A 15,171-nucleotide genomic window follows, 5' to 3' on the forward strand; every position below is an offset into this window, starting at 1 on the left:
CAATCAAATACTATGACTGTTAATGTTCAGGTTTTTGATTCTATTAATTGGAAAGTCCCTCCTGATGTCAAACTTTTTCTGCTTCATAATAATGATACGTTAGGTAGCGGTATTGAATTGAATTCCGGCCATTTTAAGCTCTCATCGGAAACGGCTAAAAGCAAGTTGATTCTATTGGCAGAAGCGCCATTCTATAATAATTATACGGACTCATTCAGCACAAACGGAGATTTATCTATTAATCTGGATACAATATACTTAACGCCGACTCATATACTAAACGAAATAACCATACAAAGTGGCTATAAAAGTAAGATTGACAGAGATACCGCTTCCTTTACGGCTGATAGTTTTATCATCAGGCGATTTGACAATGCAGAACAATTACTGGAAAAGATTCCGGGTATTGAAATAACTCAAAACAAAGGCATACGATACTATGGGCAACCCATCAATGAAATCAGTATTGATGGTATTCCATTTTCAAATTTTGATATTCATGCTCTGTTGAAATTATTGAGAGGACGAGACGTAGACAAGCTTAAAATTTATGATGCAAAACCAAACCTGAGCAATAATTTCACAGAAAAGAGCAATCCCGAGAAGGCGCTGAATATTATATTAAAAGAAGAAGCCAAACATGGTTATTATGGAAAATTATCAGCAGGAGCAGGCAAAGTGGATAAATTTCATTGGGATAATACTTCCAATGTTTCTTCTTTTAATGACAACCGGAGCATAGTAGGCTATGTAACCTCAAACAATACAGGAAACACAAGTTCTTATGGCGAATCTGAGCTTACGGAACAAAACACAACAGACGCACCACGTGGCGTGCCTACAGATATTTCGGCAGGAGTTCACTATGACAGACGGCTGAATAAGAAACTTTCCTTTAATGCCAATTACAGGATTGGTTACAATGATCAAAATGCAAGTACGGAAATTGTTGATATTAATTTCCTGCCAACCAATCAAATAACAACTACTACACAGTCTTACTTTAGTTCAAAGGCAATTTCCAATAATGCAACCGTACAAACCTCTTATCAGATTGATTCCTTCTCTTCTTTAAATCTGGTTACAAACTTAAGTCTTGGCTTCTTTAAAGGAAATGCAAAGAATACTTCCAGTGCCGTAAATAGTGATTACACCACCGTCAATTCGTCGTTATTATATAATGAATATCACGGTAATTCGCCGCAGGCATCATTTTCGTTATCTTATATCAAAAACTTCAGAAATGGCAGCAATTTAATTTTTTCATTTTCTCCGTATTGGAATAACACTGTTACAAATGCAAGCCAATCTTCTACTTTGAATTTAATGGATTCAAACACTGCACAAAAATCTGCTCAACAAAAAAATAATCATGAAGCAAACAGTACTTACGTATTTGTTTCCCATTATAAATCCTTATTGGCAAAACACCTGAATCTTGATATAAACTGGCAATCCAATCTGTCGAAATCCAAATCCTTACTTCAAACATATGATCAGTATGCAGACAGCGATAATAACATCAAAGATTCCCTGAATCCCATATACAGCAGTGATTATAAGTTTCTCAGCATGTCAAATAGTCTAAGTACAAAAATTTCTATGAGGCGTAAAAAGTATTCATTTCAGTTGGGCACTGATTTCAATCAGACGCTATGGAATCAACAAAATGCTTATTCAGCAATAAGCCAGACACGCAATTTTATAAATGCCTTACCCTTTGCCAATATAAATGTAACAATAGGCAAAACGAGTTTTGCAAGCGTAAATTACAAACTGCAAGCTGCGCAGCCAACGCTAAATCAAATTCAGCCTTTGGTTAACAATAATAATCCGTTACAAATAATTGTAGGCAATCCTGATTTGGTACAGTCCTTCTCTCATAATGTCGGTTTAAATTACACTGCATCTTCTAAAAACGGCAACCGAAGCTTCAATGCCAATAGTAACCTTTCAATTATCAAGAATGCAATTTCCTTCAAGCAAACCATTGACGAAGACGGGCGGCAAGTATCACAATACTACAATCAGAATGGAAATTATTTTTGGAATATTTCATCAACATATGATATTTCAGTGGGAGCTAAAATAAGATTATCGGCCGGGGCTAATGGCAATTGGGCAAGAACAGTTACTGTAGTTAATAACAATGACAATATTGCTTCTACACAATCTTACGGCTCCAGGCTTTCATTCACTTATGCGCTGGACACTACGCTTAACCTAAGATTCAATTCGGATATTAATTATTCTTTGAACAACACCACCCTGAGTTCAGGAAGCAACAATATCGTTAATTATGTCACCTCATTAAATGCAACTTACAGCTTGCCGTTTTTTGGCTTAACAACCGGAACATCTGTAATATGGAATGCTATCCAAAGCAGTATTGACAATGACAATAAAAGAAATTACATCATCTGGAACGCTTATATTCAGCGATGCATCAATAAGTCGCAATCGCTTTCCGTCAAGCTATATGCTCATGATTTGTTGAATCAGAATAAAGGATATCTTGTATATGCCGACAACAATACACAGCATAAAGAAACTTATAATTCAATAGAGCGTTATTTTCTGGTAGGATTTATATGGAATTTTACAAAAAGATAGCATCTTGTTGAGGCAACTAAAAAATCAGCTACTTCAAATCCAGTTGCACCAGATAATCATCCGGATAATTAACAGCCTCAAGATACAAGCCATGCCCCGCTACGCTGAAATCAGCATTGGTACAATCTTTTGCTTCAATAATCTTTCTGAATTCATCCAAAGTATATTTGCCACGCGCCACCTGCAACTGCGTACCGACAAGCGCCCGAACCATTCCACGCAGGAAGCGGTTTGCTTCAACTACATAATGCAGCTCATCTCCCGCATCTTCCCAATAGCTTTGAAAAATGGTGCAGAGAAAAGTAAATGATTGTGTGTTACGTTTTGAAAATGTTTCAAAATCATGATATTCCTTTATAACCTCCGCAGTCTTATTCAGCGTATCCCTGTCAATGGAAAAAGGATAAAATAGTGCGCGTTCGTATAAGAAAGGGTTTTTCTTTTTATAAATGCGGTATCTGTATCTGCGGCTTGTAGCATCAAACCGCGCATTGGCCTCATCTTTGGTGCTGGTGTAGATATTTTGCACCGACATTGTATGAGGGAGAATAGCATTCAGCTTGTACCTGAATTGCGGATGCAAATCCTGCACTTCATCAAAATGATACATATTCGACAAGGCATGGACACCTTCATCCGTTCGGCTTGCTCCAAAAGTTTCAACAGGCCTGCGCAATAATGTTGACAATGCTTTGTTCAAGGTTCCCTGTACCGTTAATAGTTCGCCCTGAATTTGCGAACCATGAAATGCATTTCCGTCATAACAAACTTCTATAAAATAACGCATCGGCAATTTATCAGGCATTTTGCAAAGCTTCTTTCATCAATTTTCTTTCAACAATAAAAGGTGCTATAGGTAACAGGCTTGCAAAAAATATAAGCGCAGCTTTTCCAAAGCTCCATTTGTATTTTGCCCAGCACATTATTAACGCTACAGCATAAGCTACAAACAATACACCGTGTGCCCAACCTGCGTATTTCACAAATTCGGGCTTGTCCCAAACATATTTCAATGGCATTGCAACGCCCAAAAGCAATAAGTAGGAAATACCTTCCAGTGTCGCAATCATGCAAAACCTTTTTAATAACCTGTAATCCATATTGTTGAAAATTGCCGCAAAGGTAAGGCCATTTAGTTGCTGAGGGTTGTTTTAATTTATTATATTCGCATCATAGCTAAAAATCATTGCACATGAAACACTTCAACATACTACTCTTATTATTTTTCACAGCTTGCGCCATTCCATCATCTGCACAATGGACATATAAAGATTTCAGAAAGTTAAAAAATCTTGAAGGCAGTTGGGAAATGAATAACGGCAAAAGCTATATTCAGGAGAAATGGACAAGAGTGAATGACAGTACTTTTGAAGGTAAAAATTATAGTATTACCCGTGGTGTGGTCATTCTGGAAGAGCGCATGAAGATTGTATTGACCAATGAGGGCATCTTTTTTATTGCTACCGTAACTTATCAGAATAAGGGACTTCCCGTATCCTTTAAATTAATCAGCACTAAAAACGATGAATTCATTTTTGAAAACAAAGAACACGATTTTCCGCAACAGGTTATGTATCACGTAAAGGGTGATGACAAATTACTTGCTTTCATTAACGGCAATACGGAAAAGGGTTTCAAAAAAATTGATTTTTCATTTTACAGAATGCTACGTTAATGGATGTTTTGGCGAAATTGGCTTCGGTTTCGGGCAAAAGAGAACAGGATTTGAATATTGACCTGGCACAAGAGATTGCAACATCTGAAGATGAAAAAGCAATCAAAGATTTGCTTACAGGCCTGACCAATAAATCCAAAGCCGTAAGACACGACTGCATAAAAGTACTATACGAAATTGCCTCCATTGCCCCTTCCTTATTAAAATCACAGGCAACATCTTTTATCGGATTGCTCGGAGACAAAGACAACCGGATGCAATGGGGCGCCATGACTTCATTGTCGGCAATGGCAACTGAAATACCTCAAGTATTGTTTGAAAATCTTCCGCTCATTTTAAAAATTGCAGACGAAGGATCTGTTATCACAAGAGATCATGGAGTCAGGATTCTGGTTTCTCTGTCAGCAGATAAAAAACATGCGGCAACAACCATTCCTTTACTATTAGAGCAAATATTGAAATCACCCGGCAATCAATTGCCTTCTTATGCAGAACAAGCTTTGCCTGTAATCAACGGAGACAATAAAAATCATTTCAGAAGAATACTTGAAGCACGATTGCCGGAAGTAGTACCTGAAAGTAAAAGGAAACGCGTTGAAAAAGTCTTGAAGAAATTACAATAATAGCGGGCTTTTACAATAATACCCCACTCAGAAACAGTACTGCGCAAGTAAAATATATCAGCAACCCTGTAACATCCACTAAGGTGGCCACGAACGGAGCAGAGGATGTAGCTGGATCCGCACCCAGTTTCTTCAATAAAATAGGTAGCATCGATCCGCTTAAAGATCCCCAGAGTACAACGAAGATAAGAGAGATGCTAATGGTGAGAGAAAGTAATAACCAATGATCGCCGTAAATATCAGGCGCTATTATATGCCATATTGATATCCGCAAAAAGCCGACCAAACCTAAACACAGGCCAAGCAGAAACCCTGAAATAATTTCGCGACGCATAACACGCCACCAGTCCCTGATAGTAACCTCACCCAAAGCCATCGCCTGTATAATCAGTGTTGATGCCTGAGAACCGCTGTTACCGCCACAGGAAATAATGAGAGGTATGAACAATGCAAGTACAGTAGCTTTATGAATCTGATCTTCAAAAAAGCCCATAGCTGTAGCCGTAAGCATCTCGCCCACCATCAATACCGCCAGCCAGCCTACCCTTTTCTTTACAAGGTTAAAAATGGAAGTATCCAGATAAGGCTCATCCAAAGCCTCCGTACCACCAATCTTTTGAATATCTTCGGTATATTCTTCTTTCGCAAGCCAGAGGATATCATCTACCGTAACAATTCCTAAAAGAATATTATCCTGATCCACAACCGGTAATGCCACGCGGTTGTTCATACGAAACACTTCAATCGCTTCTTCCTGCGGATCATAAGCGCTCAGAGAAATCAAACGGTCGTCCGTCAAATCACTTACGGTTTGTTCCGGAGCTGCCAGAAGCACATTCCTGATTCTAAGATCATCCAGCAAAACCCCTTTATCATCAATTACATATATCACATCAATCGTTTCGGAATTTGTTCCGTAACGGCGTATATGCTCCAATACCTTTGCTACGTTCCAATGTTTCTTTACAGCCACATAATCGGGCGTCATCAAACGGCCCACACTATCTTCCTTATACCCCAAAAGCCCCAAAGCTTCTTTCCTGTCCTCGGCCGAAAGGTTAATGATAAGTTTCTTAACAACATCCCCGTGCAACTCACTGAAAAAAGAAGTCCTGTCATCCGGTGGCAGCTCATTAATCAACTCGCTGATTCTTGTGCCGGAAAGTTTCTTTATGATACGTTCCTGAACAGGGAAATCCAGAATACGAAATACATGAACCGATCTGTGTAACGGCAGCATTTCAATAAACATGGGGCCATATTCAGGCAATTCATCCACAAGATCCTTGACTTCAGATATATTAAGATCTTCCAACAATGCATATAACGCGTCCTTGTCATTTCGTTCAATGAGCAATTCGGTTTCGTCAATAAGTGTTTTTAAATCTTCCATATTGAGAAGCAGCTGTATTGGCCTGTGGATATTAAATTTTGGGCAAAAGTCGGGTATTTTTCCCGTGATTTACTATTAAATTCCAAGGAATTTTCGTGGAAATTATAAAAAAATACGGTGAAGTTCTAAGAACCTTCAAAGGGCTTACGTCTTTTTATACAGAGCGCTCTTATTCTCTACCTTAAAATTAAATTTTTATGTTATTACAAAATAAATCTCTTCTTATTATAACCGCATTGGCACTCGCCATTTCCTGCAATAAAATCAAACATTCAGACCCTGTTCCACCACCTCCCTGCGTACAACCGGAGGACACATGCGATTTCTGGTCGCCATCGGCCGGATTGGTTTCCATTTCCGGTCCCGCGACCGCCAGTATCGGACAAACAGTTCAATTAATCATTGGTGTTACCGGTAATAATGGTTGTGCCGATGCAGCACAGGTCAGCGCAATTGCAACAGGTAACAGCATATCCTTAACCGGAAATGTGCATTATCATGGCTGCATTTGCACACAGGCTTTAACAGAAGAAACAGCGCTCTATAATTTTACTCCGGCGCAGGCAGGTACTTATACATTTCACGGAACAACGTACGAAGGCGCCCCTGTCGTTCACACCATTGTGGTTCAGTAAGACCCTGATACAAGAACATAAACTTCTTTAAAATTCTTTTATGAAACTCAGACTAATCATAGGAACCATTCTCTTTTCATTTATAACACAAGCAGGCTTAAAGGCTCAGACATTAGATCCAGGCTTTGGCACAGGCGGACGTGTAAGGACAATTGTTGCAGGAAAAGTACAGGCTATTGCCCGCCAGAATGATGGCAAAATAATTACCGCAGGCACAAGTTATCTGGATATCAGCAATCATTTTCAATTGATGCGGTTTAATGCGGATGGTAAGGTTGACAGCACCTTTGGCCTTAATGGCGTTGTACAGACGCCAATAAGCTTTATGAGTGCGGCTGAAGCAATAGCAATTCAGCCGGACGGTAAAATTCTTGTTGGCGGCACCTATCAAACCGGCGATTTCGCAAACATCTATCATTTTGTGATTACGAGATATAAAGCAGACGGCACGCCGGACAGCACTTTCGGAACAAACGGATTGGTAATGCCTGAATCCGGCTTTACAGACGAATTGACCGACATGGTTTTACAATCAGATGGTAAGATAATTATGGGTGGCGCCATCTCAAACCTGCCAAATACCAATGTGACATCCTTTTTATTGGCAAGGTTTAACAGTAATGGTACCCCGGACGCAGGTTTTGGTACCGGCGGTTCCACCGTCACCTCAATTAACACCACATCTGAAATCAGAGATATTTCTTTACTGACAGACGGAAGCATCATTGCGGCAGGTCAATCCGGATTATATGATTCGCCCAATCCCGATTACAGAAATTTTGCGATAGCGAAATACAATGCACAAGGCAACCTCGATGCATCATTTGGCACAAATGGTTTTGTGGAAACAGATGTAGTTACAGGTGCTGCAGATTTCCTGCAATCCATGACAGTACAGCCCGATGGTAAGATAATTGCTGCCGGCTCGTTTGCGGCCAATCATTATTTAGTACGCTATCAAAGCAATGGCAGCATTGACAACACTTTCGGAACCAACGGAAAGTCAGTCCGCACAAGTCTTCCGGGAACTTTAGAGCTTACCCTTCGTAATGATAATAAAATACTGACCACTGTTTCTATAAACGGAAACGGACCCAGTACCGATTTCATGATGAACAGCTATTTACCAAACGGCAGTACGGATGCCACCTTTGGAACTAACGGAACATTGCTCACAGACTTCCCTTCAGCTATACCCGAAGGCTCCAATGATTTATCAGGTTGTATGCTTATAACACCTGATGGTAAAATGGTCGTGGCCGGAACATCGGAAGGAAGTATCGCTCTGGTAAGATATAATGCGATGGGTGAAACTGCCATAAAAGATCCATCCTTTAATAAGCTTGATTTATCTGTATATCCCAATCCATTCGAAGGTGTATTAAACCTGCGCCTGAATAACATTTCGGGTTCAGTACCGGTAACGGTTGTGCTGAATAATATTTTGGGGCAACAGCTCTTTTCAACAAAAACAATATTGAAAGAATCCGGCACAGTCATTAAACTACCCAACCTTATTCCGGGAAACTATATCTTGTCTGTTACAACAGATAACGGAGAACACCTGATTAGAAAAATCACTAAAAAATAAAACCGGGAAACCAAAAAATGAAGGCTTCTGACATTAGGATATATTTCTGCAGTGCTGTAATGCTGATGATTTGCGTCCTGAGTTGCAGGCACAAAACAACTTGTGAAACAGAAGAGCAAAAAATCAAGACAAATATCGCCTCTATATCGGGGCCTGCACACATAAATGTCGGCGAACAGGCCACCATTACTATCGGAGCCGTTAACAATGCCGGTCTATGTGTAAAAGGAGCAACAGCAGATATCAGCAATATAGGTTTTGATACTTTACTGGTTACCGCAGCATTGAGATATACAAACGATGACGTTACAGAGGATTGCAATTGCAAAACAGATTCTGTAATTTATACACTTATTTATTTCAAACCGTTAGATTCAGGCACTTATCATATTGTTACTCAAATAGATTCCAATATTTCTACTGCTATACCGGAAAAAGTAGCAGGATACAGTATAACAGCTCATTAGGCATTAACCAGGGAAAAACGCGGGAAGATAGAAACAGATAAACTCCATACCATAATAAATGGCTGCATCAGGGGCAATGCTCTGATGCAGCGGGAGTTCTATTATTTCTATTTTCCCGTTTTAATGTGCATTACCATACGCTATGCAGCTAACAGGGAAGATGCAGAATTGTGGGTTCATGATGCTTTCCTCAAGATATTTAACAGCCTTGAAAAATATAGTAACCTCGGTTCTTTTGAAGGCTGGATAAAGAAAGTAACCGTGCGCGTCTGCCTTGACAATTTAAGGAAAGACAATGCACAGAAAAATGAAGTTGTCATGAATACGGTTTATAATGAAAATTTGGCAGACAGTGCAGGGTATATCTGCAACGATATGTTGGAGAAAATGGATGCGGAAGGCGTTCTGGCACTTTTGAACACATTGCCCGAACGACAGAAAACCGTCTTTAACCTGAATGTTTTCGAAGGGTATAATCATAAAGAAATTGCCTCACTATTAAACATCACTGAAAATAACTCTTACTGGCTATTGCACCAGGCCCGGAAAAACCTGAAAGAAAATATAACACGCTCATACAAAAAGAAGGAGGTTTCGCATGAATAGGAATGAATTTGAAAACAGCATGAAAAGCAAATTGCAGGAACAGCAATTCGTGCCGCGCGAAGACATGTGGTTATGCCTGCAAGCTGATCTCCAGCAAAAACCTCCGGCAAAAAAGAACCTTATTTTCTTAGCGCCGCTGAAAATTGCTGCCGGTGTATTATTGGCAGCATTCGGAACAATGACCGTCTATTTGATTAACAACAATAAGGGCACAACAAATACTCAGGTTATAACAGTAAATAAAACAATAACGTCATCTCAACCGAAAGAAATACCACAACCTCAAAACGAGCCTGAGACAATCATCGCCGTTACCATAAATCCGGGTAAAGCTATTGCTGCACAAAAAACCGCAAACACAAAGCAACAGATAAATAAAGATGTCAAAGCAATAGAAAAAATTGTCCCCGGCATTGCATCAACTCCTGCAACAGCACAAAGCAACCATACCATTCCCGTAGCAGGCAATGAACATATGAATGATGATCCGGGCCCCAGGCTGCAACCGGAGGAAAGAAATAACTTTTATGCCGACAACAATACTTATAATCCTAAGCCGGTAAATGTAGGCTTATTGGCAAATGTAGGCAGTTCAACAGTCAGCAATGTAAGTTATCAGGTAGGTGTTATGGGCAGAGGCGATTTATCAAAGACCGTTTTTGTGGAAGCAGGACTGACGCTGGCATCTAATACGGTCAGCAACTCAAACCGGTATTCCTTCCCCGGCGTTTCCATGAGCAATGACGGATTTCAGAATTCATCCGAAAAAAACAACACAAACATCAAAGCTGATTATGCGCGTAATATTATTTCGGTGGGATTTACACCCGCTGTCGGCATCAGGGCTACAAAGCGGCTGTCTTTCACCACAGGCGCAGCTTTAAACAGGAACCTCAATCCTACATTGACACTGACAAATGAAAATGATATTGAAAGCGCAGCATTGACCAATAACATTATCAGCACATCGCAAAAGGTGGCAAACTGGGATATCGGGCTTACCTGTGCGGCAGGATATAAGGTAACCAGACAGCTTTCCCTTAATGTCAATTACAGAAAAGGGTTGACCAATTACCTGCAACAGGATAATAAGCAGCTGAAAAACTCGGGCGTGCAATTAGGCCTGAAATTCATTTTCGGGAAACAGTAATAACATAGCTAATGAATTGCGTTAGCGTTCTATTCTACTTTATTCAATATTCACCTCTTAAAAAAACAACCTTATGAAAAAAATACTGACGATACTGAGCATCGGCATATTATTTGCAGCCTGCAGCAAAAAGAAAAATCCTGTTACCGATCCGGCAGCTGTTTTTAATTGCCAGAACTTCAAGACCGGCATTACAACCGATATGTCCGACATGGTAGGAACAGAAGTAAACAAATTGTGCCTAGATTTAATGCCGGCTGCATCCAGCCCTTCGGACGAATACGGACAGTCACAAAACATAAATATCCTGGTGCAGCGACTGTCTGAGAAATGCGACGTAACAGCAACCCTCGTTTGCTATGCCTGTATCGAAACCCTACCGGCCCAAAGCGAAATAAGGATAAGCATAAATCAAAACGGCACTGTTTATAACCGCATCCTTGACATTACTGTTACACAGCAAAACATGCTTATTTATAACGGAATGCATGAATAAACGCTACAGCAAATAATTGCATTTTAAGCACATAAACGGCTCTGATTTACGGACAGGTCGCAGGCATAAGTAAAAAATTGCCATTAACATCATCCGGATGTTAATTTTATGATATTATTAATACAATTGTCTACATTCGTGTCCTAATTATTTTTATTTAATCAAGCATTATTCTATGAATAAAAAAGTCCTGGCGCTATTGCTTTCGGGTGCATTGGCTTATACGCCTTCCATTATTGCTCAAAGCAAAGCCGTTAATTTTACCATTCCTGTGAAGAGTGGCAGCGTATTTATGAGTCTTGAAGACAAACAACTGGACAAAAGTTACATCTCTCAAAACCTGCCGGCGTTATTAGGTCTTTCAAACAAACACAGTTTTACACAACTAAGGCAAAACACCGACAACCTCGGCTTTACAAATATAGATTATCAGCAGTTTTTCGATGGCATTAAAGTGGACAATGGCATTATAATGGTACACATCAAAAATGGCGTAGTAACCACTGTTAACGGCCGTATTGCACAAATAAATACTATAAATACTGCTGCTACTGTTGATAAGCAATCTGCTGCGGCTGCAGCAAAAAGCGCATTGGATATTGTAAAGCAAATGCACCAATATCCTGCCGAATTGCTGATTGCAAACGCCGGAAATTCAAAATTGCCACAATATGAACTGGCTTATAAAGTGCGCATAGATGGCAAAACATCTAAAGGCAAAGTGGTAATGATGAACGTGTTTGTAGATGCACAGACCGGAAAGATATTGAAGAAAGTAAACCTGATTGCCACGGCAGATGTAAACGCTACAGCGCAGACATTATACAGCGGTACGCAGACAATTGTTACGGATGATTCCATTCCCGGCATGTACAGATTAAAAGACAATGCCAGAAAAATCATTACCTATGATGCAAGTGGTTCAGACATTGATGAAGACGGTACAGGAACAGATTTCTTCCTGACTCCGAAAGACATCACCAATGATAACACTACCTGGGATGCAAAGCCTGCTTTGATGAAAATGACCATGAATACATTTTCCAATGATATCGGCATGAATATTGATCAAAATTTCGGAAGATTCCTTGCATCTATGGTTTTAAAAGATACAAGCAATAACCTGAGCAATGTAAAATACCAGTCATGGCCTGACCTCAGGTTCGAAGTTTCGTCTGCTGCTGACCTTCCTGTAACAACCAGAAATCTGTATATATTCCCTAAAGGCGACAATAGCTTAATCGGTTCATTCGGCATTTTTGATATCAGCGCTTTTTTTGGCGGCGGCAGTCCTAACTTACAGCCTGCTTCCTATTTCGGCATTACTAACCTTGCTTTAGGCACACACAACTGGGATGACGGACAAGGCAATACAGGCAGCTATGAAATAGCCACTGTTAAAAATCCGGCCCTTGATGCACATTGGGGCATGGAGCGCACGCACGATTTTTATACCCAGAATTTCAGCAGAAACAGCTATGACGGCAATGGCAGCGTGGTTAAGAATTATATGAACGGCGTATTCCCTACTGCATTTACACAAGATAATGCGGCAGCCTTACCTGCTCCTTATTTCAGCATGGTATATGGATTGGGTGATGGTCAGCCCTTCAGTCCTTTTGTGGGTCTGGATGTTATGGGACATGAATTTACGCACATGGTTACGGAAACAAACGGCCACGGAGGCCTTGATTACCAAGATGAATCAGGCGCTTTAAACGAATCTTTTTCAGACATTATGGGTACTTGTATCGAATTCTTTTCAGAAGGCGCAAATGCCAACTGGAACATCGGCGAAGATTGCTTTTTCCCTTCTACAAGCAATAGCTTACGTTCCATGTCCAACCCGAAATCTGCAGACGATCCACAACCAGATACTTACGAAGGAGATTTCTGGGATCTAAGCGATCCGCATTTCTGCAGTGGCGTACAAAACAAATGGTTTTATTTATTGGTAAAAGGCGGCACAGGCACTAACGACAAAAACGACAATTATCATGTTTATGGCATAGGTATTGAAAGGGCTGAACAAATTGTGTACAGAAATCTTACTACTTACCTGACTCCAAGCGCTACATTTATGGATGCCTACAATGGCTCTATTCATGCGGCAAAAGATTTGTATGGCGAAACTTCCAACGACTACCATTCTGTTAAAAATGCATGGTATGCCGTAGGTATAGGCGATGCCGATACGACGCTTCCTGTTTTAGCGGTGAATGATGTAAATGTTAACGCACAACATTTGAAACTATACCCTAACCCTGCAAGCAACAATGTTACCATTACTTCTGATATAGCTCAGAATGTAAATGCGCAAATCATAAACGTTGTAGGCGTTAAGGTTATGGACATCAACATACATAAAGGAACAAACAATATCAATATCCAGTCGCTTGCCAAAGGCCTTTATTTCGTTAAATACGATAATGGCGGCAAAGGATATGTACAGAAGCTTTCCATTCAGTAAGCAATATTTTACTTAAAATAAGTTATTACAGAGGTCGTTGTGAACACAACGGCCTCTGTTGTTTTATAGCGATTCCTTGTATCGCCTTTCTTTTTGCTATTATCCGGGGTTAAAAACATGCCCGGGTTCATGGCGGACTTTTATCCGTGGTTAAAAACATGCGCAGGTTTCCGGGAACGTTTTATCCTCCGTTAAAAACCTCCCCTGCGTTCCGGCACCACTTTATCCATGGTTAAAAACGCGCCGGCATTTCCGGCAAACTTTTATCTGCGGTTAATGATATGGCCGGGTTCCCGGTACGGGTTTATCCATGGTTAAGAACATGGACTCTGCAATAAAAATCAACGAATATTGAATGAAAGCCTACGCTTATTGATTGGTTCAGGCCATTTGGTGATTTCTGGCATGAGTTTTGCTGTAATAATTCTTTAAAGAATTATATACATTTTGAAAACTAAAAAATGAAACTACATCCCATTAAAGCCAGAAATTTAAGGCTTGCTGAAGTCGGACAATTCATTGTCCGCTATTTTACCGATATCGACTCTCTCGGACTCGACCTGAAAAAAGATATCGACTTCTATACGGTCCATATCGAACTGAAAATGCGAAGCAATGCATACCATGACGCCATGAAGCAAATTAAGGCTATGGCTGAAACCAAAGAGCTGGAAATGCTTGACATGCAGCGTGACCACATGATAACTACATTGCGCAGAGCAGTATCCGTATTTGAATACAGCAACAATAAGGATGAGAAAAATGCTTACCAGATTGCCATGATAATTATGAGAAGCTATACCGACCTTGAATCGGAGAATTACGAAGCCGAAACGTTTGATATACAAAAACTGCTAAAGGAATGGAGCAAACCTGAAAATGAAGAAATCATTGAAAAACTCGAACTACTGAAACATATAGGCAATCTGAAAAACTCGGCTGAAGCATTCGATAACCTGTTTAACAACCGTTCCACTACCACTGTCCGGAAAGTCAGCTATAATACACTGGCGCTGAAAAAACAAATGATGGATAGCTATGGCAAGCTTGTACACTATGTCACCGGCATGATCTCTGTAAAAAGCACTGATAAAGATTTCTACATTCAGATACTGGATGCCATCAATAACGGCCGGAAATACTTTGCCGATATATTGGCCAGGCGCAAAGGCATTGCCCGTAAAGATACAGCCGATACAACGAGGAAAGAATAGTATTTAATACATGTGCGACACTTTTGAGGTGTCGCACATGTATTGCATGCCACCTCTTGTGGATTCCTCAGTGTAACAAGCACCAAACATAACAATCTATATAACTTTATTTTTTCAAAAATGCCTGAAATCCTCTGTCAGGAAAGCTTCTGAATTCAAAAATAAATATCTCTTCGGTTTTGATATCATCTATTACTCAGAAAAACGTTTACAAGAAAAAACAAACGTTATCAAGTTA

Annotated in this window: 14 protein-coding genes; 11 read left to right on the plus strand and 3 right to left on the minus strand. The window is 40.0% G+C overall.

Going from position 1 to position 15,171, the window contains the following annotated elements:
• Positions 1–12 precede the first annotated feature (12 nt).
• Positions 13–2,613, plus strand: coding sequence for an outer membrane beta-barrel protein (locus F0919_RS04510; RefSeq protein ID WP_190277259.1), 2,601 nt, complete (start codon positions 13–15; stop codon positions 2,611–2,613).
• A 28-nt stretch (positions 2,614–2,641) separates the two neighbouring features.
• On the opposite strand, the gene F0919_RS04515 is transcribed toward F0919_RS04510, so the two are convergent.
• Together F0919_RS04515 and F0919_RS04520 are read right to left on the minus strand one after the other, a co-directional pair.
• The gene (locus F0919_RS04515; protein ID WP_235903456.1) at positions 2,642–3,418 is read right to left on the minus strand and encodes a tRNA pseudouridine synthase A; all 777 of its coding nucleotides are present in this window, start codon (positions 3,416–3,418) and stop codon (positions 2,642–2,644) included.
• The gene (locus tag F0919_RS04520; protein WP_190277260.1) at positions 3,411–3,713 is read right to left on the minus strand and encodes a DUF3817 domain-containing protein; all 303 of its coding nucleotides are present in this window, start codon (positions 3,711–3,713) and stop codon (positions 3,411–3,413) included. The genes F0919_RS04515 and F0919_RS04520 overlap by 8 nt, the downstream gene beginning before the upstream one ends.
• Positions 3,714–3,805: 92 nt before the next feature.
• Between F0919_RS04520 and F0919_RS04525 the strand changes: the two genes are divergently transcribed.
• Both F0919_RS04525 and F0919_RS04530 read left to right on the plus strand, forming a co-directional pair.
• Entirely contained in the window at positions 3,806–4,288 is a 483-nt protein-coding gene (locus tag F0919_RS04525; RefSeq protein ID WP_150031520.1) for a DUF6265 family protein, read from the plus strand.
• Positions 4,288–4,911 carry a sister chromatid cohesion protein PDS5 gene (locus F0919_RS04530; RefSeq protein ID WP_150031521.1) on the plus strand — a complete coding sequence of 208 codons (624 nt, stop codon included), beginning with the start codon at positions 4,288–4,290 and terminating at the stop codon, positions 4,909–4,911. The genes F0919_RS04525 and F0919_RS04530 overlap by 1 nt, the downstream gene beginning before the upstream one ends.
• 10 nt (positions 4,912–4,921) lie before the next feature.
• Here the strand turns inward: F0919_RS04530 and mgtE are convergent, their stop codons facing one another.
• Positions 4,922–6,304 (minus strand): magnesium transporter, encoded by a 1,383-nt coding sequence (gene mgtE / locus F0919_RS04535; protein ID WP_150031522.1) that lies wholly within the window; start codon positions 6,302–6,304, stop codon positions 4,922–4,924.
• A 197-nt stretch (positions 6,305–6,501) separates the two neighbouring features.
• On the opposite strand from mgtE, the gene F0919_RS04540 reads away from it, so the two are divergent.
• The 8 genes from F0919_RS04540 (at position 6,502) to F0919_RS04575 (ending at position 14,933) form a co-directional block, all read left to right on the plus strand.
• Complete coding sequence (locus F0919_RS04540; RefSeq protein WP_150031523.1) at positions 6,502–6,939, plus strand: hypothetical protein; 438 nt, start codon at positions 6,502–6,504, stop codon at positions 6,937–6,939.
• A gap of 40 nt (positions 6,940–6,979) precedes the next feature.
• A complete protein-coding gene (locus F0919_RS04545; RefSeq protein WP_150031524.1) occupies positions 6,980–8,530 on the plus strand; it encodes a T9SS type A sorting domain-containing protein in 1,551 nt (516 codons plus the stop codon).
• 17 nt (positions 8,531–8,547) lie between these two features.
• Positions 8,548–8,997, plus strand: coding sequence for a hypothetical protein (locus tag F0919_RS04550; RefSeq protein ID WP_150031525.1), 450 nt, complete (start codon positions 8,548–8,550; stop codon positions 8,995–8,997).
• Between the two features lie 84 nt (positions 8,998–9,081).
• A complete protein-coding gene (locus tag F0919_RS04555) occupies positions 9,082–9,603 on the plus strand; it encodes an RNA polymerase sigma factor (protein WP_150031526.1) in 522 nt (173 codons plus the stop codon).
• Positions 9,596–10,753: a porin family protein gene (locus tag F0919_RS04560; protein ID WP_150031527.1), complete on the plus strand. Its 1,158-nt coding sequence runs from the start codon at positions 9,596–9,598 to the stop codon at positions 10,751–10,753. The genes F0919_RS04555 and F0919_RS04560 overlap by 8 nt, the downstream gene beginning before the upstream one ends.
• Before the next feature lie 73 nt (positions 10,754–10,826).
• Complete coding sequence (locus F0919_RS04565) at positions 10,827–11,249, plus strand: hypothetical protein (RefSeq protein ID WP_150031528.1); 423 nt, start codon at positions 10,827–10,829, stop codon at positions 11,247–11,249.
• A gap of 175 nt (positions 11,250–11,424) precedes the next feature.
• Positions 11,425–13,719, plus strand: coding sequence for a M4 family metallopeptidase (locus tag F0919_RS04570; protein WP_150031529.1), 2,295 nt, complete (start codon positions 11,425–11,427; stop codon positions 13,717–13,719).
• 461 nt (positions 13,720–14,180) lie between these two features.
• Entirely contained in the window at positions 14,181–14,933 is a 753-nt protein-coding gene (locus tag F0919_RS04575) for a DUF6261 family protein (protein WP_150031530.1), read from the plus strand.
• Positions 14,934–15,171 lie beyond the last annotated feature (238 nt).

The organism is Taibaiella lutea (assembly GCF_008629695.1).
GTDB classification, from domain to species: domain Bacteria; phylum Bacteroidota; class Bacteroidia; order Chitinophagales; family Chitinophagaceae; genus Taibaiella; species Taibaiella lutea.

What these genes read in the sequence shown, in the direction of transcription:
- F0919_RS04545 (WP_150031524.1), top strand. Translation starts at nt 6,980, where the DNA reads ATGAAACTCAGACTAATCATAGGAACCATTCTCTTTTCATTTATAACA.
- F0919_RS04550 (WP_150031525.1), top strand. Translation starts at nt 8,548, where the DNA reads ATGAAGGCTTCTGACATTAGGATATATTTCTGCAGTGCTGTAATGCTG.
- F0919_RS04525 (WP_150031520.1), top strand. Translation starts at nt 3,806, where the DNA reads ATGAAACACTTCAACATACTACTCTTATTATTTTTCACAGCTTGCGCC.
- F0919_RS04565 (WP_150031528.1), top strand. Translation starts at nt 10,827, where the DNA reads ATGAAAAAAATACTGACGATACTGAGCATCGGCATATTATTTGCAGCC.
- F0919_RS04555 (WP_150031526.1), top strand. Translation starts at nt 9,082, where the DNA reads ATGCAGCGGGAGTTCTATTATTTCTATTTTCCCGTTTTAATGTGCATT.
- F0919_RS04575 (WP_150031530.1), top strand. Translation starts at nt 14,181, where the DNA reads ATGAAACTACATCCCATTAAAGCCAGAAATTTAAGGCTTGCTGAAGTC.
- mgtE (WP_150031522.1), bottom strand. Translation starts at nt 6,304, where the DNA reads ATGGAAGATTTAAAAACACTTATTGACGAAACCGAATTGCTCATTGAA.
- F0919_RS04570 (WP_150031529.1), top strand. Translation starts at nt 11,425, where the DNA reads ATGAATAAAAAAGTCCTGGCGCTATTGCTTTCGGGTGCATTGGCTTAT.
- F0919_RS04520 (WP_190277260.1), bottom strand. Translation starts at nt 3,713, where the DNA reads ATGGATTACAGGTTATTAAAAAGGTTTTGCATGATTGCGACACTGGAA.
- F0919_RS04515 (WP_235903456.1), bottom strand. Translation starts at nt 3,418, where the DNA reads ATGCCTGATAAATTGCCGATGCGTTATTTTATAGAAGTTTGTTATGAC.
- F0919_RS04530 (WP_150031521.1), top strand. Translation starts at nt 4,288, where the DNA reads ATGGATGTTTTGGCGAAATTGGCTTCGGTTTCGGGCAAAAGAGAACAG.
- F0919_RS04560 (WP_150031527.1), top strand. Translation starts at nt 9,596, where the DNA reads ATGAATAGGAATGAATTTGAAAACAGCATGAAAAGCAAATTGCAGGAA.
- F0919_RS04510 (WP_190277259.1), top strand. Translation starts at nt 13, where the DNA reads ATGACTGTTAATGTTCAGGTTTTTGATTCTATTAATTGGAAAGTCCCT.
- F0919_RS04540 (WP_150031523.1), top strand. Translation starts at nt 6,502, where the DNA reads ATGTTATTACAAAATAAATCTCTTCTTATTATAACCGCATTGGCACTC.